A 17,246-nucleotide genomic window follows, 5' to 3' on the forward strand; every position below is an offset into this window, starting at 1 on the left:
GCTCATAGGGGCAGCAGATTCCGCCGCCCTAGTTCTCTGTTGTAATTTGAGGTAATCGCTTCATGTCTAATCAAAAAAAGCAATCCTTCCTGGGCGGCGCCGCCATCCTGGCCGCAGCTGTCGTTGTGGTGAAATTTATCGGGTTCTTCTACAAAGTCCCCCTGAACAACATCCTGGGCGGCCCCGGCAAGACGTATTTCGACACTGCCTATAAGATTTACAATTTCCTGCTGACCTTCTCCACGGCGGGCCTGCCTCTGGCCATCTCCAAGCTGACCAGCCAGGCCCATGCCCAGGGACGGGAGAACGAGAAGCGGAAGATCTTCCGAACCGCCATCGTGCTGTTTTTCGTCCTGGGCACGGTGGGCGCCCTGTTTATGTTCTTCCAGGCAGAGGGCTTGGCAGGGTTTCTGGAGAACAGCCTGGCGGCCCAGCCCATCCGGGCGCTGGCTCCGGCGGTGTTCTGCGTGTGCCTGCTGGCCTGCATGCGGGGCTACACCCAGGGCCAGGGCAACATGACGCCTACGGCGGTTTCCCAGGTACTGGAGGCGCTTTTGAAACTGGCCATCGGTCTGCCGCTGGCGTGGTATGTACTGCGCATCGGCATGAGCCTGGAGATGGGCGCCGCCGCGGCCATCCTGGGCGTCACGGCGGGCACGGCGGTCTCCATGCTGTTTTTGGTGGGATATTTGACGAAGCACCGGAATCGGACACAGTCCCTGGATGTCCCCTCCGGCAGCAGCCATCTGATCCGGCAGATCCTGGCCATTGGCATCCCCATCACCCTCAGCAACTCCGCAATGAGCATCCTGAACATCATCGACACCAAGATCGTCATGGGCCAGCTGCAGAACGCCCTGCTGCTGTCGGAGGAATCGGCCGCTGCCCTGAACGGCCAGTACAGCATGGCCATGGATATGCCCAACATGGTGGCCTCCTTCGTGTACCCGGTGACCATGAGCTTGATTCCATTCGCGGCGGCGGCGCTGGCCCGGCAGGACCATGCCGGAGCGGACCGGATCATCTCCTCCGCCTTCCGCATCATCGCCATTCTGGCCCTGCCGGCGGGCATCGGCCTCAGTGTCCTCTCCACGCCCATCATGGTCCTGGTGCTGCCGGCCCAGCGGGAGGATGCCCTGGCGGCGGGCCCCCATCTTCAGGTGCTGGGCATCGCCCTCATCTTCATCTGCCTGATGATCCTGACCAACGCTATCCTGCAGACCTACGGCAAGGAGAAGCTGCCCATCTTCACCGTGATCGTCGGCGGCATCGTCAAGATCATCATGAACTATTTCCTGGTGGGGAATCCGGACATCAACATCCACGGCGCACCCATCTCCACGCTATGCTGCTATCTGGTGATCGTGGTACTGAATCTGTTCTTCGTGTGGAAATACTCGCCCCAGAAGCCACGGTATCTCGAAGTTTTCGCAAAGCCCGTGGCCGCTTCCCTGCTCATGGGCGGCGCGGCCTGGGCGGTCTATGGCCTGGCCAGCCGGGTGCTGGATGGGGCTTTCCTCGCCTTGGCACAGCAGATGTTTGCGGATCCGGATAAGATCCAGCTCTGGTCTGTATATCTGGCCAACGCCGCCTGTGTCCTGCTGGGCATCCTGGCCGGCGTGATCGTCTACGGTGTGCTGGTGATCGCTCTGCGGATCCTGCGGGCGGAGGATGTGCGGTCCATTCCCCGCGGGGAAAAGCTTATTAAACTTCTGCACTTAAAATGAGAAACCGGGCGGCCGCGCCCCCTTCCCAAGGGGGCGATCCGCTAAAATTCCTTGAAAAATCAGGGGTTTCCCGTGAATTTTTCTTGCAAAGGCAGGCATCTTATGGTAGAGTTTCAGCGTAAGGATTTTTACAGCTACGAGGATTTTCTGGAGATCATGCGGCTGCTGCGGGCTCCCGGGGGCTGCCCCTGGGACCGGGAGCAGACCCACAGCTCCATCCGCCGGAACTTCCTGGAGGAGACCTATGAGGTTCTGGACGCCATCGACCACGACGACGCCAGCGGCATGTGCGAGGAGCTGGGCGACGTGTTGATGCAGGTGGCCTTCCATGCCCAAATCGAGGCGGAGCGGGGCCGCTTCACCATGGCAAATGTGGTGGACGGCGTGGCCCGGAAGCTGGTGTACCGCCATCCCCATGTCTTTGGGGACGTGCAGGCGGATACCTCCCAGCAGGTCCTGGCCAACTGGGACGTGCTGAAGCGCCGGGAGAAGGGCCAGCGGTCCACGGCGGACGCAGTGGAGGCCGTGCCCCACACGCTGCCTGCCCTGTGGCGGGCGGAAAAGATTCAGTCCAAGACCGCCAAGGCCGGCTTTGACTGGACAAGCTCTCTCCAGGCACTGGACAAGCTGGAAGAGGAGGTCCGGGAGCTCCGGGCCGCCCTGGAGGCCGGTCAGGCCGCCGACGCGCCCCACGGCATCCGGGAGGAGCTGGGCGACACGCTGTTTATGGCCGCCAAAATCGCCCAGATGTCGGGCGTGGACCCGGAGGACGCCCTCCACCGGGCCTGCGACAAGTTTGACCGCCGCTTCCGCGCGGTGGAAGAGGCCGCGGACAAGCCTCTGCCGGAGTGCGGTGAGGCGGAGCTGCTGGCCCTCTGGAACGATGCAAAATCCCACGATCCGTCTTAATCGCGGGCGCGCCTGCCTGCGTTAGGAATAAATCATCTAGCAAGCGCATCACACATTGTATAGGAGGATAACATCCATGAACAAAGCTGAACTCATCAATTCTGTCGCCGCTTCTGCCGACGTTTCCAAGAAGGAGGCCGAGGCTGTTGTGTCCGCCACGTTTGACGCCATCACTGCCGCCCTGAAAGACGGCGACAAGGTGCAGCTGGTGGGCTTTGGATCCTTCGAGGTCAAGAAGCGTGCCGCCCGCGTGGGCCGCAACCCCAAGACCAAGGAGTCCATTGAGATCCCCGCTTCTGTAGTGCCCGTGTTCAAGGCCGGCAAGGCCCTGAAGGACGCCGTGGCGAAGTGATCTGACCCTGTGATTTCGGGACTGCCGGTGCTGTGGTGCCGGCAGTCCCGTTTCCCATGAGAAAGGAGCCGCCCATGCGTTTGGATAAATATCTCAAAGTCTCCCGCCTCATCAAGCGGCGGACTGTGGCCAACGAGGCCTGTGACAACGGCCTGGTCACCGTCAACGGCAAGCCTGCCCGGGCCTCCTACGACGTGAAGGTGGGGGACCAGATTTCCCTGCGCTTCGGCCAGCGCATCGTAACGGTGGAGGTGCTGGACGTCCAGGAGACGGTGCGCCAGGCGGACGCCGGCACGCTGTACCGGGAGATCGGCCGGTAAGGCCGGACGCATATTCTCCCCGCCCCTCCCATATAGTTGGGACAGGGAGGGACGCGGAATGAACGACTACAACAACGCCATGTCCCAGGCGGGCCACCGTCTGGAGCTGATCGGCCGGGAGCGGCTCACGGTCTCCGGAGTGGAGGACGTGGAGCGGTTCGACGAGACCGGCATCATCATGTCCACCAGCGTGGGAACGCTGGTCATTACCGGAGAGGACCTGCACATCGGCAAGCTGTCCCTGGACGGGGGCGAGCTCCATGTGGACGGCCGGATCGATTCCGTCTCCTATGAGGACGGCGGTCAGGAGCGGGGGGGCCTTTTCCACCGGCTGTTCGGGTGAGGCGCCATGGCCCCTGCTCTCTCCCAGCCGCTCCTGCTCTTCTGTCAGGCGATCCTGCTGGGCATGGCTGCGGCGCTGCTGTATGACCTGCTGCGGGCCTTCCGCCTGCGGCTGCCCCGCCTGACGTCGGCGCTGGACATCCTGTACTGCATGGCCGCGGGCTTGGCGGTCTTCCTCTTCATGCTCCGCCGGGCGCAGGGGCAGCTGCGGCTGTATCTGCTGCTGGGGGCGGTGGGCGGCGGTGTGCTGTTTTTCACCGCCTTCTCCCCGTTTTTGCGGCCGGTGTGGGATTTTTGGGTGGATACCCTGGCATTTTTGCTGCATCTGACCGCCATTCCCCTGCGGGGAGCGGAAAATTTGTGTAAAAAAATTGGCAGATGGGAAAAAAATCTCTTTTATTTTATTCGCAAATGTTATACAATAAAAAACACCAAGCACGGCAGAAGGCTTTACAAAGGAGGCGGGCGGCATGGCAAGAGCAGGACGGCAGCCAAAGAAGCGGTCCAGAGGAAGCGTCCTCACCAAGCTTCTGATCCTGGTGATTCTGGCGGCGATCGGACTGCAGCTACGCAGCCTCCACAGCCAGGTGCAGGACGCCCAGGCCCAGCGGGACGCCCTGACGGCCCAGGTCCAGGCCCAGGAGCAGGAAAACGCCGCCCTGGCCGCGGACATCGCCGAGGGCGCCACCGAGGATAAGATGAAGGAGATCGCGCAGGAAGAGCTGGGGCTGATCTCCCCCAATCAGCGTGTGTTTTCTGTGGGCAACTGACCGGAGCCGGGCGACGAGGGAGGCGGAGCGCCTCCCCCGCTTGTGCCGGGAGCCGGTCTTTTTTGATACGACCCGCTTCCACGGGAGCGGGAAAACCATCCGGAAGGAGAAACAGTACACTATATGGAGCTTCAGGTAGGGAGCATTTTGGAAGGAAAGGTGACCTCCATCACCAAATTCGGCGCGTTCGTGGCCCTGGACAATGGGAAGTCCGGCCTGGTCCACATCTCCGAGATCGCCAACACGTTTGTCAACGACGTACATGACTACCTGCAGGAGGGGCAGGCCGTCAAGGTCCTGGTGCTCTCCACGGAGAATGGAAAGGTCAATCTCTCCATCAAGCGGACGCTCCCCAGGCCGGAGCGGCCCGCCCGCAGTCCCCGGCCCAGCGGCAGCCACCCGGCGGGGACGTCCCGTCCCGTGGCCCAGGCCCGGCCCGCCGCCCGGGCGCAGCAGCCGCTGCCCCCCTCCGGCGACCAGTCCTTTGAGGACAAGCTGAAGCAGTTCCTCTCCTCCTCTGAGGGGAAGATGGCCGACCTGAACCGCAGCCTGGACGGGCGGCGGGGCGGCGGCCGGCGGCGCAGATAACACCAGGGCGCGCGGCAATGCCGCGCGCCTTTTTCATGTCCGCCGGATAAAAAAGGGCCGCCCAGCGGTTTCACGCTGCGCGGCCCAAGCGGGTGGGATATTGGAAAGCTTCCGGGATTATCATACACCCGCCCTGCATCCCTTGTAAATAGGAGCTTTTGTCGGATCGGCTCCTCTTTTGTCGGATCGCTGCGGGCTCTGAACAATTTGTGAATTTCACCGGCTCGCCCCTTTTCAAATGGAAAGATTTGTGCTATATTAATAAAAAGGGGAGAGATCCCCGATCTCTCCCACACGAAAGGAGCGATCCCTATGAAGTATACCTTTGCCTGCAAGAGAGTCCCGCTGAATGATTCCATCAAGGAATATGCCCAGAAGAAGATCTCCAAGCTGGAGCGATACTTCCGGGAGGAGGATACCACCGCGTTTGTCACTTTCTCTGTGGAGAAGGACCATCTGTGCTCGGTGGAGATCACGATCCGCGGCGGCACCACGTTGCTGCGGGCACAGACGGAGGCTCCTGACGGAGATATGCGCGGCGCCATTGACGCCGCTGTGGGATATATCGAGCGGCAGATTCTGAAGAACAAGACCCGCCTGGCCAAGCGCCTGCGGACTGAGGGCTTCCCCCCGCCCGCCCCGGCGGACGACTTTGAGGTGGCTGAGGAGAAGGAGTTCCCCATCGTCCGTACCAAGCGCTTCTCCGTGAAGCCCATGAGTCCGGAGGAGGCCATCCTGCAGATGAACCTGCTGGACCACAGTTTTTTCGTGTTCCGCAGCAGTGAGGATGACGGCCTATCTATCGTCTACCGCCGGAAAAATGGCGGATACGGCCTGATCGTCACGGATGAAGAGGAGTGACCCGTACCTGGCAGACAGGGCGGAGCCGCGTCAGCGGCTCCGCCCTTTTTCGCTCCGCCCCGGAGATGGCGCGCAATGCCTCTTGTCCTTTTCGGCATCTTCTGCTATACTGATACCGGCAAATCCCCGCTATGGGTCAAAATACGAGGAAAGAAAGAACAATTTGATGAAGATGATTTTTTTGGTGGACGGCGACAACAACATTGGCACCGGGCTCCAGGGTATCGACCTGCTGACTGCCGAGGACACCGTCCTGGTCTTTTTCGGCAAGGGGCAGACCCTGGCCAACGTGAAAAAGCTGTGCGCCGGCACAAAGGCCCAGGTGCAGTATCTGGAGAGCGTGAAGGGAGGCAAGAACTCCCTGGACTTCCAGATCATCACGGAGCTGGGCGTCCTGGTGGGAAGAGGAGAGGCGGATTTCGCCTATGTCATCAGCCAGGACAAGGGATATGAGGCCGCCATGAGTGCCCTCCACGCACGATACGCCTCCACGTTCCGGGAGGTGGCTCTGCGCCCCTCCATTCAGGACTGTCTCCAGGCGGCGTTCCTGCTGCGGGCAGGCACTCGGGAGGAGCTGGCCGCCGCCCTGGCCCGGCAGTACGGCCCCGTGCAGGGTCAGCTGGCCTATGAGCATCTGGAGGCCCTGCTCACCCCGCCTCCGGTCCAGGAGGCGGCGGCCCCCTCCCCCGCGCCGGAAAACAAGGCGGCGTCCAAGCCCGGAAAGCGGCGCAGCCGCGCGGCGGCGAAGCCGGCGGAGACCGCCGAGCCCGCCCCGGCCCAGAGCGCCCCACAGGATGCGGAGGAGCCTGCCGGGACGGCGGAGCCTGCCGCCCCGGCCGCCAGATCCCGCCGCAGCGGTGCCAGCCGCCGCCGGAAGCGGGCGGAGCGGTCCAAGGCAGAAAAAGCATGACAAGAGGCCGCGCCTTTGGCGCGGCCTCTTTGAATCCGCCACAGTGGGCAACACGGCGCCCGGCCAGTCTGGCCGGGCGCCGTCTGTCACGTTGTCTGCTGTTCGTCCAGGGCCCGCAGCAGGGCCTCCACGGTCCGCTCCACCACCCGGACCGTCTCTTCGTCCCGGTCCCGCAGCAGATCCGTGATCCGCTGCACAGCGTCCCCGGGCGCGCCGAAGAGCACATAGTCGGCGTTCAAATCCAGCAGGCGGCACAGGCGGATAAAGTTCTCCAGCCGGGTGCCGGTGTTTCCCAGCTCCAAATCCGCAATAAAGGACACAGATAGATCGGCCCGCTCGGCAAGCACTTCTCTGCTCCAGTTGAGTCGCTCTCTGGCTTCCCGAAAGCGGCGTCCCATCTCTATTCTGTTTGGGTCACGTTTTCTCATAAAAGCACTGCTCCTGCTGTTTGAGAAAAGTGTACCCTATTTCCCAATAAAGAAAAATATAGTCTAGTACTTTATTGACAACGTACAAAGTACTATGTTAATATGAAAAAAATAGGACGCAGGCAGCTGCCCGCGCCCTAAAAAGCGTATTACCGGCTCTGGTCCGCTGTATGCATGTAGGCCATCAGATCCAGGATCTTGTTGGTGTAGCCCCACTCGTTGTCATACCAGGCGATCAGCTTCACAAAGTTGTTGTCCAGCATGATGCCGGCGGTCTCGTCGAAGATGCAGGTCTCTGAAAACCCCGTCAGGTCGGAGGACACCACCTGGTCGTTGGTGCAGGTGATGATGCCCTTCATGCTGTTCTGGGCGGCGTTTTCCATGGCCACGCACACATCATGATAGCTGGCAGGCTGCTTGAGGCGGGCGGTCAGGTCCACCACGGACACGTCGTTGGTGGGCACCCGGAAGCTCATGCCGGTCATTTTACCCTTCAGCTCCGGAATTACCACGCCCACCGCCTTGGCCGCGCCGGTGGTGGAGGGAATGATGTTGCCCAGGACGCTGCGGCCGGTACGCCAGTCCCGGCCCGCCCGGGCGTCCACAGCCTTCTGCTTGGCGGTGGCGGCGTGGATGGTGGACATCAGCGCCTGCTCGATGCCGAAGGTGTCGTTGATGACCTTAGTCATGGGGGCCAGGCAGTTGGTGGTGCAGGAGGCGTTGGAGACCACGTCCATCTCCGGGGTGTACCGCTTGTGGTTCACTCCCATGACAAAGGTGGGCGTGATGTCGTCCTTGGCCGGGGCGGAGATGATGACCTTTTTCGCCCCGTGCCGGAAGTGGGCGGAGGCCTTTTCCGTGGTGCAGTAGGCGCCCGTGGACTCGATGATGTACTCGGCGCCGCAGTCGTCCCAGGGGATGTTGGCGGCGTCGTCTTCACTGTAAACCCGGATCTTCTTGCCGTTGATAATCAGGTGACGGTCGTCCCGCTCCACCGTGCCCTGAAAGGTCTTGAACACGGAGTCGTACTTCACCTGATAGACCATGTAGTCCAGGTCCGCGTTCCGCAGGTTGATGCCGCACATCTGATAGGTGGCGCTGCCGCGCTCCACCATGATCCGCAGTGCCACGCGGCCGATCCGGCCAAATCCGTTGATTCCCACTTTGATCGCCATGTTCCCATTCCTTCCTGTATTCCGTATTCCGCCGCAGCGGATGTTGTCCTCATTATACCATATTACCGGAAAATGTCACCGCAATTTTGCGTAAAATTGCGCATATAAAACGCAAGATTTGTTGTCCGTTTTGCACAGACTGGACTTCTGTTCGGCCGTGTCTGCCGGACTTCGACAATTTTCCCCCTTTTTCGACAAAGACCTTGTCTTTGCATCCCTTTTTTGCTATCCTATTGGTGTTCGAGGCAGGCTTTTCCACGGTTTGAAAGCCCCTCCCCGTATATGCTACAAGAGAGAATCCCAGCTGAAAGGATGCGCCTATGGAAGCAGAGCAATTTGACTTCTCCGTTGTGTTCCCCAACATCGCCGCCCAGTTGCGCAGCGTGTTGGGAAACCTGCACTTGGCGGCCGCCCAGCTGGCGCCTGCCATCCGGCGGGAGGGGGATCCGGCGCTGGATTCCACAGCTTCCCTGCTGGATCAGAGCTACTACCGCCTGCTGCGGCTGGTGAACAATCTGACGGCGGCGGGAGAGCTGGGGCAGGACGCGCCCCTCCCCGTCCGGGACCGGGATTTGACGGAGACGGTCCGTGCGGTCTGTGCCGGGGCTCAGGGTCTGTTTGCGCTCAAAAAGGTCCAGCTGGAATTCCGGAGCGCTGCGGACTGCCACACCTGCGCTTTTCACCAGCCCTCCATCGAGCTGCTGCTCTACCAGTTGCTCTCCAATGCCCTGAAGTTTACCCCCGCCGGAGGCGCGGTGACCGTGGAGCTGAAATTCATCAACCGATGGGTCCGCCTGTCCGTGTCCGACACCGGCTGCGGTATCCAGGAGGACCAGATCCCCTTCCTGTTCGACCGCTACCTTCACGACGATGCGATGGCGCCCCAGCCCCACGGCCTGGGCCTGGGACTGCCTATCTGCCAGCACATCGCAGAGCGCCACGGCGGCACCATGATTGCCGAGTCCCGGCCGGGGCAGGGGTCCCGCTTCACCCTGTCGTTGCCGGACCGGCGATGCGGGACTGCGGACGTGTCGGACGTGAAGTTCGATTACAACGGCGGCTTCAATCCGCTCCTCCTGGCCCTGGCGGACGCCTTGCCCCCCCAGGCTTTCTCCCAGCGCCATCTGGACTGACCCTGGCTCCGGCTGGGGTCGGTTTTTTTCGCAGAAGCGGCTTTCCTTTTTTCCGGAAATCGGCTACAATAGCCCTATCACACGACCGGCGCTCCGTCGGCCTTTTCAGGAGGAACCCATTTATGTCCCAGCGTGTATTTGTGGCCATGAGCGGCGGCGTGGACAGCGCCGCAGCGGCGCTGCTGCTGCGGCAGGCCGGCTATAATGTCACCGGCGTGACGCTGCGCCTGCATCCCTATAAGGACCGCCCGGGCCTGTGCGGCTCTGCGGATGATATCGAGACAGCCCGCGCCGTGGCCGCCGGCATGGGGATTCCCCATGTGGTGCTGGACCTGTGCGATCTGTTCCGCGAGCGGGTCATGGACCGGTTTGTGTGGGCCTACACCCACGGCCGCACACCCAATCCCTGCATTGACTGCAACCGGGAGATCAAGTTCGGCGCCCTGCTGGACTGGGCGCTGGACCAGGGCGCGGACGCCATGGCCACCGGCCATTACGCCAGAGTCCGCCTCGATACGCCCTCCGGCCGCTGGCAGCTGCTGCGGGGCGCGGATCGACGGAAGGACCAGACGTACTTCCTCTATCAGTTGACCCAGCACCAGCTGGCCCATCTGCTGCTGCCGGTGGGAGACTATGAAAAGCCTGCCCTGCGGGCCCTGGCGGCCGCCAACGGCCTGTCCAACGCCCAGAAGGCCGACAGCCAGGACATCTGCTTTGTGCCGGATGGGGACTATGTGTCGTTTTTGCGGCAGTATGGCGGCGTGGAGCCCGTCCCCGGTGACTTCCTGGACTCAGAAGGCCGTGTGCTGGGCCGCCACAGGGGAATGGAATGCTATACCATCGGCCAGCGGAAAGGGCTGGGCGTCAGCGCCAACGCGCCGCAGTACGTGCTGGGGAAGGACCCGGACCGGAATGCCGTGATCCTAGGGGAGGACAACCGCCTCTACACCCGGGAGCTGACGGCGGAGCGGGTGAACTGGCTCTCCGTACCGGAGCCGGACCGCCCCCTGTCCGTCACCGCCAAGACCCGGTACAGCCAGCGGGAAGCTGCCGCCACAGTGGAACCGCTGCCCGGCGGCCGCATCCGCATGGTGTTCACAGAGCCTCAGCGGGCCGTCACCCCGGGGCAGGCGGTGGTGTTCTACGATGGAGATCTGGTGCTGGGCGGGGGCACCATCTGTCCGTGACGCAAAAGGACGCCGCGAAAGCGGCGTCCTGCAGTTCTTATCGCTGACTGGTGGTCCAGCTGTCCTGAAAGATCAGGTCATCCACATCCCCGCCGCTGATCGTCTGGTGTCTCATCATTTTATTTCCTCCTTTGCATTTGGGTTCTCAGCCAGTATATGCGCCTCCGGGCGGAAAATTGCACGGAAACGGGCACCTGTCTGGACTTTTTGCAACGGGAGTTGTCGAAAAAATTTGAAAGGTTTTCCTTGCCCGTGCTTGACAATGACTGGAGAGTATGGTATTCTAATCATTGCCGACAGCTGCCGGTGTGGTGGAATTGGTAGACACAGGGGACTTAAAATCCCCCGGTAGCGATACTGTACCGGTTCGAGTCCGGTCACCGGCACCACAGAACAGAATATCGCGGGGTAGAGCAGTTGGTAGCTCGTCGGGCTCATAACCCGGAGGTCGCAGGTTCGAGTCCTGTCTCCGCAACCAGAAAGTCCTGATTTCTTGCGAAATCAGGACTTTTTCCGCACTTTTGTGCCCAATAACTTACTTCCCATTTTTTCTGACCCAAACGCTGACCCCAACGGGAGCTAAACTGTACCCAAGAAAATGGACACGATGGATTTGACCCACGGCCCCGTTTAGTGGACACGCATTTGACCCATAGGGTCAGAGGCACCTCATCTGTGATAAAATAAGATCACCAGATGGAGGTGCTGCATGAGCACAAAAAAACAATTCACGCCGGAGGAGATCCGGCATCTACGGGCAAACCCGTACACACGGTGCGTGACAGCGGACACGATCTCCTACACCCTCGCCTTCAAGGAGGCGTTCTGGGCCTTGAGCCTGCAAGGGTACACCGGACCGGCCGCCTTCCGCAAGCTGGGCTATAACACGGAAGTCCTGGGCTTCGAGCGGGTCCACAACACCACCAAGCGCATTCGGCGGGAAGCCAAGTCTCTGGAAGGGCTTCGTGAGGGCACCCGGGGCGGCGTGCGCCTGCAGAAGGAGACAACATCGGCGGACTCCCCGTCTGTCGAAGCTGCCAGACGGATGCGGCGGGAGATCCTGTGCCTCCAGCAGCAGATGGCGTTTTTAAAAAAAGTCATGCGGCTGCACGACAAGCCGGAACAGTAGTCATGGACAGTGCCGGAGAACGGTTCGCGGCCATCCAGGAGGCGTTGGCGGACCGGAAGAACATCCTCACCGTGAAAGAGCTGTGCGAATTGGCCGGTGTGTCCCGCTCCGGCTATTACAACTGGGTGCGTTCCGAACGAGCCAGGGAAACGAGGGAGCAGAGGGACCGGGCAGATTTTGAGTGGATTTTAGAGGCGTACCGGTTCCGCAGCTACGCAAAGGGCGCCCGGGGCATCCACATGCGGCTGCTGCACATGGGCGTGCGGATGAATGTGAAGAAAATCCGCCGGCTCATGCGGAAGTACCGTCTCACCTGCCCCATTCGGAAGCCGAATCCCTACCGCAGATTACAGAGGTCTATCCGGATGGGCAGCACCGCGGAGAATCTGGTGAACCGGGAATTTGAATCACGCGGTCCCAGGGCCATCCTCCTGACGGATATTACCTATATCCCTTTGAATGGGAAGTTCTGCTATCTGTCCACGATCCTGGACGCCTGCACGAAACAGGTCTTATCCTATGCCGTGAGCGAATCTCTGGAAGTGGATTTCGTTCTGGAGATGGTGGAGCGGCTGGTGCAGAACTACGGCACCTCGCTGAACAAAGAGACTGTGATCCACAGTGACCAGGGCACCCACTACACCAGCTTGAAATTCATTCAACTGGTGGAGAGCCGGGAGCTGCGGCGCTCCATGTCCCGCAGGGGCAACTGCTGGGACAACGCACCCCAGGAGAGCTTTTTCGGGCACATGAAAGACGAGCTGGCCGGTGAGATCCCCGGTTGGACATCCTTTGCGGATGCGAAGGCATCCATTGACCGCTGGATGGATTATTACAACCAGGACCGCTGCCAGTGGGACTTGGCGAAGCTGTCCCCAAACGAATTTTACGAGTACATCTCCACAGGTGAGCACCCCGCCGGAATGCTGCCGCAATGGGTCAAATGATTTTGTCCTTGACTTGGGGAGCACTTTAGCAAAAAACGTGCCTTGGCGCAGCCCTTCTGCGCCAAGGCTTTCCTGCTGTTTGGGATTATTTTTTCGCTTTCAGATTGCCGCCGTCAGGACTTTTTCCATAGTCCTGGCCGCCTCCTTTTGCGCCGCTGTCGTGACGTGGGCGTAGGTGTCCAGCGTGAAGCCTGCGCTGAAATGTCCCAGCATCCCGGACACCGTCTTAATGTCCACCCCATTCTGAAGTGCCAGCATAGCGAACGTGTGCCGGAGGTCGTGGAATCGAACTCTGGGCAACCCCGCCCGCTTCAGCACCGGGTGGAGTATATGCAGGACGCTGTCTGGTGAGATGGGCCCGCCAGTGGGCCCGGGGAACACCCAGAGGCTACTGCCCGCTTTTTTCTTCTGCTGTTTCAGAACCTGGATCGTGTCCTCTGCCAGGGGCAGCGTCCGGTAGGCCTTCTTGGTTTTCAGGGAGGCATCTACGATTTTTCTGCTGATCCGGGCGATCTACTGTTTCATCCAAAGGTTTCCGTGTTCGAAATCGATGCCTTCCCATTTCGGGCCAAGCAATTCGCCTCTTCTCAATCTTGCTGCCAGCTCCACATAGTACATCTCGAATATCCTACTGTTTCTGGCATCTCTAAGGAAGGATGCCAGCTGTTCAATGGGCAGCGTTTTCATCTCCTTGCGTTTCAGCTTCGGCAAGGCACAGCCCTCTGTGGGGTCTGCTGCAATCAGCCGTTGCTCTTTGGCCAGCTTCATGGCCGAGGCGATGATCTGGCAGATGTTCCGCACCGTCTTGGGGCTCAAACCCTTTGCCTGATTTTTGCTCTCGACCCTGTCAATTCTCCCGCTGGTCAGCAGCTTCTTGCAGAATTTCTGTAACTCCAGAGAAGTGAGCTTTTCCAGCGGGACCTTGCCGATATTCGACTTAATGTGGTTGTTGATGTACCCCCGGTAGGTCTGGTGGGGGGACGGTCTCGCTTTGATCTTTGCGTAATTTTCGAACCACTCGTCCATCCAGGTACCTACCGTGTACTTCCCCGCCTTGGTGACGTCCAAGCTCTTGGTTTCCTCGATGGCCGCTTTCAGCTTGTTCTTCGCCTCTGCCTGGGTCCGGCCCAAGACGTTTTTGTAGATTAGCTTCCTGGTCTCCGGATTATGCCCGGCGGTATACCGCCCTTCCCACCGGCCATCTTTTCCTGATATTACCTTCACCGTTGGCCCGTTTCTTTGCCATGGCATCCGCCTCCCTTTACGACTCGATAAGCGTCTCGCTTCGCTCGGTTGCTCACATTTATGGAGCCAGCGAGCTCTCATCAGCGAAACAAAATGCCACAGAAAAAAGAAATAGCCAGATGGAAAGGTGACTGTTATCAAAAAGTTAAGAAAGAGCGGCCGACAGCGGCTCTTTTCTTTGTATAGCACATCAATTTTGACCTGGGGATCCTTCATTTTCGCCCTCTCTGTGGCCCGCGTTTCTTCCTCGTCCTCAAGGCAATACCGTTCCATCTCCCCGGCGATCCCTATACCTAACTGAAGCCCGGTGATGAAGAATGTCAGGAGGTTTCCTCCCGCAGTTCATTCTCCAGATCCGCCAACTGGAGCAAGGTCTCCTGATCTTGTTGGCCTAACCTTGCGTTGATTTCTCTGTAGGCTTGGTCCAGTTCCGCCCGGACTTTTTGAAGTTCTGGCTCCTGGCAGGACCTTGCGTGCAAGGCCTTCAAGTAGTCGTACATCGTACCGCCTCCTTGTCAGCGGAAAAGCATGTCACGATGCTGGCTCAATAGCCAGGGGACACGGCGCCTACTATCAGAAAAGTAACAATTTGTCTGCCTGATTGGAATCCTTGTCTTGTTTTCAGCGACGCATTCTTTGAAGGGGCTTTCGTGCCTCAATAGCCCCGGAACGCCCCAGCGGCACTCTGCGGATCTAAGGAGACAGCCGAATTTTGCGGAGAAAAGCGTCATTGCTGCTATTTCATGTGTGGAACAACGCTCTTTCAAAATCCCGCAACTGCCCGCACTGCGGGAAGTTGTGAGCGAATCGGCGCAACAAAAGCGCCGGTTCTTTCTCCTGCTTTTTTTCGTCCCCCGGTTCACTTCCAGAAACATGGGAATCCTCCAACGGAAGTGGGGCCAATCGTTGTGGGCAAACCTCATGTCATCTTGCCATTTGATGAGAAAGGCCAATGCAGGCGTGAGGTATCTCGTCTTTTCGCCACGCTGGCCCGACAAGGGCCGAAGGCAGTTGTTTGTGGGCAACGGATGCCGCCCCGGCCTCGTCCGCCCGACACAGCGGCCCACAGGGGCAAACGAGGGCGGAATTGTTGGGGGCTCAATGACAGAGAAAAAAGGCTTCTTTGTCGACGGCGTCGTAATTCGCGTATTTAGCAAAAGCGCGTTCCCTCTCCCTATCTTTCGTCCTCTGGCCACAAAAGTGGGGCCGGGCTTCTGCCCAGAACTGCAGCCGCCGTATAGCTGGACGAGATGCTTGCCCACAAAAAAGCCCGGATGGTCTTGTACAAAGAATCAGCAGAGCCGCACGAGCCGCCCCGCTGATTTTACCCAGCTCCCCACATGGGTCCAAAGGTCTGTGCCATTTACATAGAGTTGCCCGCATTCCAAGCATCCCGTGGCCCAACTCATTTCATATTGCATTTTGGAATTTGAATACATAGTATCCACATTGCATTAGCGGATGTTTATTTTGTCAGATCCTCATTCTTTGCCTTCTGCTGAAGAGGTTCCATATTTCTGCCGTAGCTGTTCCCAATGGCGTAGGAACGTAGTGGGCGGGAGTTTCAGGCGTTCCGCAGCCTTACGGATACTTCCGTACCGCTCGTAGAATGTCTGGAGATACCGCAGCTCCATACGCTCCAGCATCTCATTCAGTCCCGCCTCTGCCGGAGCATCCTGAACAGGCTCCGGACCCGCCACGTTCATCGGCAAGCTCTCCGGCTGAATCAAGTCTGTATCCGTGATGATGGTTGCCTGCTCAATGCTGTTTTTCAGCTGGCGGACGTTCCCTTCCCACCGATAGTTCAGCAACGCAAAGCAGGTTGCTGGGGACAGTTTCCGATGAAAGTCGTATTTTTGATTGTAGTAATCTAGAAAATGCTGAGCCAGAGGAATGATGTCATTTTTTCGCTTCCGGAGCGGCGGAATATGGATCGGCATGACATTCAGCCGGTAATACAGGTCCTCCCGAAAGCGTTTCTGCTGCACCATCTCTTCCAAGTCGCAGTTAGTAGCGGCGATCACTCGGATGTCCACCTGTACGGGTTCGTTGCCGCCCACGCGGATGAAAGAGCGGTTCTGCAGCACATGGAGCAGTTTGGCCTGCATATTCAGAGACAGCTCGCCGACCTCATCCAGAAACAGCGTTCCGTGATCTGCTGCCTCTAGAAGGCCTGGCTTCACTTTACTGCCAGCGCCGGTGAAGGCATGGCCTTCATGTCCAAAGAGTTCGCTCTCAAAGAGAGACTCTGTGATGGCAGCGCAGTTGATGGGAACAAACCGCCGGTTGGACCGCCCGCTGTTCTGGTGGATAAATCTGGCAATCTCATCCTTACCTACACCGGTTTCTCCCAGCAGAAGGGCGGTAGAGTCCACCTTGGCTATCCGGGCGGCCAGGGCCAGCACCTTCAGCATCTCCTTATCGGCCACAATCAGTTTGCTTTGGCCACCCATCCGGGCCTTGATGCTCTCCAGTTCCTGGAGATATTGGTCATTCAGTCCCCGGATCTTATCAAGCTCCTGCTGCAAAGAGCTGATTTCGTCCAAATCCCGGTCATTACAGATATAGAATTCAATCTCACCGCAGCTATCAAATACCGGCGTGCAGGACACATGTGCACTGCGCCCTGTGCGATAGAAGGTCTGCACAATGGTGTGTGGCTTTTTGGTCTTTGCTACGATAGCACCGCAGGATTCGGAAATCAGATGGTTTTTCACCAACTGCTCCACCGGCACCCCCACTAACTCCTCTCTCCGAATCCCGGTGAGGACCTCATAAGCCCGGTTGATCCGCAGCGTCACCAGATTCCGGTCTGAGATCTGGATGGCATCCGTAGAGTTCTCGATAAAAGCATCCAGGACACGGTTCTGTTCTTCCAAATCCAAAACTCGCTTGCGCAGTTCCTCCATGGTCTCATGGGAAAACTGCGAGCGCACCTGCTTTTGCTCCAAAAATGGAACACCTCCCTTCGCCTTTTGCTCTTTTGTGCAATTTCAAATTTGAAATCACACTTTTTATCGTCAAAACTCATATCATCTTTGCTTTGTTTTTAACAAAAATGACTATATCATAAATCTTATGTTTTCACAAGTTCCAATTTCGGAGCACTCTGCTCAAAATTCGTTCCAATTTTGGAACACAAAATTGCAATTTTTTTCACATAATCGAGGCCCCGTTTCCGTCATGGAAAATAATTCGATCTTTTTTGAATTTCAGGAGGAAC

At 58.9% G+C, this 17,246-nt stretch carries 19 protein-coding genes, 2 tRNA genes and 1 pseudogene; 16 read left to right on the forward strand and 6 right to left on the reverse strand.

Annotated elements, in window-relative coordinates:
• The first annotated feature begins 62 nt into the window (after window positions 1-62).
• The 10 genes and pseudogenes from DN611_RS00730 to DN611_RS00775 all read left to right on the forward strand — a co-directional run bounded on the left by DN611_RS00730 (window position 63) and on the right by DN611_RS00775 (window position 6,779).
• Window positions 63-1,727, forward strand: a complete 1,665-nt coding sequence (locus DN611_RS00730) for a putative polysaccharide biosynthesis protein (RefSeq protein WP_119310419.1) — start codon at window positions 63-65, stop codon at window positions 1,725-1,727.
• A 102-nt stretch (window positions 1,728-1,829) separates the two neighbouring features.
• On the forward strand, window positions 1,830-2,636 hold the full coding sequence (gene mazG, locus DN611_RS00735; protein ID WP_021748467.1) for a nucleoside triphosphate pyrophosphohydrolase: 807 nt from the start codon (window positions 1,830-1,832) through the stop codon (window positions 2,634-2,636).
• 76 nt (window positions 2,637-2,712) lie between these two features.
• Window positions 2,713-2,988, forward strand: a complete 276-nt coding sequence (locus DN611_RS00740) for an HU family DNA-binding protein (RefSeq protein ID WP_021748468.1) — start codon at window positions 2,713-2,715, stop codon at window positions 2,986-2,988.
• Window positions 2,989-3,062: 74 nt separating this feature from the next.
• Window positions 3,063-3,308 carry an RNA-binding S4 domain-containing protein gene (locus DN611_RS00745; protein WP_025545076.1) on the forward strand — a complete coding sequence of 82 codons (246 nt, stop codon included), beginning with the start codon at window positions 3,063-3,065 and terminating at the stop codon, window positions 3,306-3,308.
• Between the two features lie 58 nt (window positions 3,309-3,366).
• A complete protein-coding gene (locus DN611_RS00750) occupies window positions 3,367-3,651 on the forward strand; it encodes a YabP/YqfC family sporulation protein (RefSeq protein ID WP_021748470.1) in 285 nt (94 codons plus the stop codon).
• A 63-nt stretch (window positions 3,652-3,714) separates the two neighbouring features.
• Window positions 3,715-3,864: pseudogene (gene yabQ, locus DN611_RS17205) on the forward strand (spore cortex biosynthesis protein YabQ); the annotation flags it as partial.
• A 256-nt stretch (window positions 3,865-4,120) separates the two neighbouring features.
• Entirely contained in the window at window positions 4,121-4,420 is a 300-nt protein-coding gene (locus DN611_RS00760) for an FtsB family cell division protein (protein WP_021748472.1), read from the forward strand.
• Window positions 4,421-4,543: 123 nt separating this feature from the next.
• Complete coding sequence (locus DN611_RS00765) at window positions 4,544-5,008, forward strand: S1 RNA-binding domain-containing protein (RefSeq protein ID WP_119310420.1); 465 nt, start codon at window positions 4,544-4,546, stop codon at window positions 5,006-5,008.
• Between the two features lie 312 nt (window positions 5,009-5,320).
• On the forward strand, window positions 5,321-5,869 hold the full coding sequence (gene hpf / locus DN611_RS00770) for a ribosome hibernation-promoting factor, HPF/YfiA family (protein WP_119310421.1): 549 nt from the start codon (window positions 5,321-5,323) through the stop codon (window positions 5,867-5,869).
• A gap of 166 nt (window positions 5,870-6,035) precedes the next feature.
• The gene (locus DN611_RS00775; protein WP_119310422.1) at window positions 6,036-6,779 is read left to right on the forward strand and encodes a PIN domain-containing protein; all 744 of its coding nucleotides are present in this window, start codon (window positions 6,036-6,038) and stop codon (window positions 6,777-6,779) included.
• 86 nt (window positions 6,780-6,865) lie between these two features.
• Here DN611_RS00775 and DN611_RS00780 read toward each other — a convergent pair whose 3' ends face one another.
• Together DN611_RS00780 and gap are read right to left on the reverse strand one after the other, a co-directional pair.
• Entirely contained in the window at window positions 6,866-7,207 is a 342-nt protein-coding gene (locus tag DN611_RS00780) for a helix-turn-helix domain-containing protein (protein WP_119310423.1), read from the reverse strand.
• Between the two features lie 149 nt (window positions 7,208-7,356).
• Window positions 7,357-8,382: a type I glyceraldehyde-3-phosphate dehydrogenase gene (gene gap / locus DN611_RS00785; RefSeq protein ID WP_021748499.1), complete on the reverse strand. Its 1,026-nt coding sequence runs from the start codon at window positions 8,380-8,382 to the stop codon at window positions 7,357-7,359.
• A 320-nt stretch (window positions 8,383-8,702) separates the two neighbouring features.
• Here gap and DN611_RS00790 point away from each other — a divergent pair, with 320 nt between their 5' ends.
• From DN611_RS00790 to DN611_RS00815, 6 genes are all read left to right on the forward strand, one after another.
• The gene (locus DN611_RS00790; protein ID WP_021748501.1) at window positions 8,703-9,515 is read left to right on the forward strand and encodes a sensor histidine kinase; all 813 of its coding nucleotides are present in this window, start codon (window positions 8,703-8,705) and stop codon (window positions 9,513-9,515) included.
• A 122-nt stretch (window positions 9,516-9,637) separates the two neighbouring features.
• A complete protein-coding gene (gene mnmA / locus DN611_RS00795) occupies window positions 9,638-10,702 on the forward strand; it encodes a tRNA 2-thiouridine(34) synthase MnmA (protein ID WP_119310424.1) in 1,065 nt (354 codons plus the stop codon).
• Between the two features lie 302 nt (window positions 10,703-11,004).
• Window positions 11,005-11,091 (forward strand) — tRNA-Leu (locus DN611_RS00800).
• A gap of 13 nt (window positions 11,092-11,104) precedes the next feature.
• Window positions 11,105-11,180: transfer RNA gene (locus DN611_RS00805), tRNA-Met, on the forward strand.
• Window positions 11,181-11,411: 231 nt separating this feature from the next.
• Window positions 11,412-11,831 carry an HTH domain-containing protein gene (locus DN611_RS00810; RefSeq protein ID WP_025544103.1) on the forward strand — a complete coding sequence of 140 codons (420 nt, stop codon included), beginning with the start codon at window positions 11,412-11,414 and terminating at the stop codon, window positions 11,829-11,831.
• A 2-nt stretch (window positions 11,832-11,833) separates the two neighbouring features.
• Window positions 11,834-12,778: an IS3 family transposase gene (locus DN611_RS00815; protein WP_025544101.1), complete on the forward strand. Its 945-nt coding sequence runs from the start codon at window positions 11,834-11,836 to the stop codon at window positions 12,776-12,778.
• 99 nt (window positions 12,779-12,877) lie between these two features.
• Here DN611_RS00815 and DN611_RS16900 read toward each other — a convergent pair whose 3' ends face one another.
• From DN611_RS16900 to DN611_RS00830, 4 genes are all read right to left on the reverse strand, one after another.
• The gene (locus DN611_RS16900; protein ID WP_333637356.1) at window positions 12,878-13,291 is read right to left on the reverse strand and encodes a tyrosine-type recombinase/integrase; all 414 of its coding nucleotides are present in this window, start codon (window positions 13,289-13,291) and stop codon (window positions 12,878-12,880) included.
• Complete coding sequence (locus DN611_RS16905; RefSeq protein ID WP_267288434.1) at window positions 13,292-14,296, reverse strand: tyrosine-type recombinase/integrase; 1,005 nt, start codon at window positions 14,294-14,296, stop codon at window positions 13,292-13,294.
• A gap of 47 nt (window positions 14,297-14,343) precedes the next feature.
• A complete protein-coding gene (locus DN611_RS00825; protein WP_025544248.1) occupies window positions 14,344-14,523 on the reverse strand; it encodes a hypothetical protein in 180 nt (59 codons plus the stop codon).
• A gap of 981 nt (window positions 14,524-15,504) precedes the next feature.
• Complete coding sequence (locus tag DN611_RS00830) at window positions 15,505-16,974, reverse strand: sigma-54 interaction domain-containing protein (RefSeq protein WP_119310425.1); 1,470 nt, start codon at window positions 16,972-16,974, stop codon at window positions 15,505-15,507.
• Between the last annotated feature and the right edge of the window lie 272 nt (window positions 16,975-17,246).

This window comes from Oscillibacter sp. PEA192 (assembly GCF_003574015.1).
Classification (GTDB): domain Bacteria; phylum Bacillota; class Clostridia; order Oscillospirales; family Oscillospiraceae; genus Oscillibacter; species Oscillibacter welbionis.

Excerpts from the sequence above, each read along its gene's own strand:
- DN611_RS00730 (WP_119310419.1), top strand. The coding sequence starts at position 63 with ATGTCTAATCAAAAAAAGCAATCCTTCCTGGGCGGCGCCGCCATCCTG.
- mazG (WP_021748467.1), top strand. The coding sequence starts at position 1,830 with ATGGTAGAGTTTCAGCGTAAGGATTTTTACAGCTACGAGGATTTTCTG.
- DN611_RS00740 (WP_021748468.1), top strand. The coding sequence starts at position 2,713 with ATGAACAAAGCTGAACTCATCAATTCTGTCGCCGCTTCTGCCGACGTT.
- DN611_RS00745 (WP_025545076.1), top strand. The coding sequence starts at position 3,063 with ATGCGTTTGGATAAATATCTCAAAGTCTCCCGCCTCATCAAGCGGCGG.
- DN611_RS00750 (WP_021748470.1), top strand. The coding sequence starts at position 3,367 with ATGAACGACTACAACAACGCCATGTCCCAGGCGGGCCACCGTCTGGAG.
- DN611_RS00760 (WP_021748472.1), top strand. The coding sequence starts at position 4,121 with ATGGCAAGAGCAGGACGGCAGCCAAAGAAGCGGTCCAGAGGAAGCGTC.
- DN611_RS00765 (WP_119310420.1), top strand. The coding sequence starts at position 4,544 with ATGGAGCTTCAGGTAGGGAGCATTTTGGAAGGAAAGGTGACCTCCATC.
- hpf (WP_119310421.1), top strand. The coding sequence starts at position 5,321 with ATGAAGTATACCTTTGCCTGCAAGAGAGTCCCGCTGAATGATTCCATC.
- DN611_RS00775 (WP_119310422.1), top strand. The coding sequence starts at position 6,036 with ATGAAGATGATTTTTTTGGTGGACGGCGACAACAACATTGGCACCGGG.
- DN611_RS00780 (WP_119310423.1), bottom strand. The coding sequence starts at position 7,207 with ATGAGAAAACGTGACCCAAACAGAATAGAGATGGGACGCCGCTTTCGG.
- gap (WP_021748499.1), bottom strand. The coding sequence starts at position 8,382 with ATGGCGATCAAAGTGGGAATCAACGGATTTGGCCGGATCGGCCGCGTG.
- DN611_RS00790 (WP_021748501.1), top strand. The coding sequence starts at position 8,703 with ATGGAAGCAGAGCAATTTGACTTCTCCGTTGTGTTCCCCAACATCGCC.
- mnmA (WP_119310424.1), top strand. The coding sequence starts at position 9,638 with ATGTCCCAGCGTGTATTTGTGGCCATGAGCGGCGGCGTGGACAGCGCC.
- DN611_RS00810 (WP_025544103.1), top strand. The coding sequence starts at position 11,412 with ATGAGCACAAAAAAACAATTCACGCCGGAGGAGATCCGGCATCTACGG.
- DN611_RS00815 (WP_025544101.1), top strand. The coding sequence starts at position 11,834 with ATGGACAGTGCCGGAGAACGGTTCGCGGCCATCCAGGAGGCGTTGGCG.
- DN611_RS16905 (WP_267288434.1), bottom strand. The coding sequence starts at position 14,296 with ATGGAACGGTATTGCCTTGAGGACGAGGAAGAAACGCGGGCCACAGAG.
- DN611_RS00825 (WP_025544248.1), bottom strand. The coding sequence starts at position 14,523 with ATGTACGACTACTTGAAGGCCTTGCACGCAAGGTCCTGCCAGGAGCCA.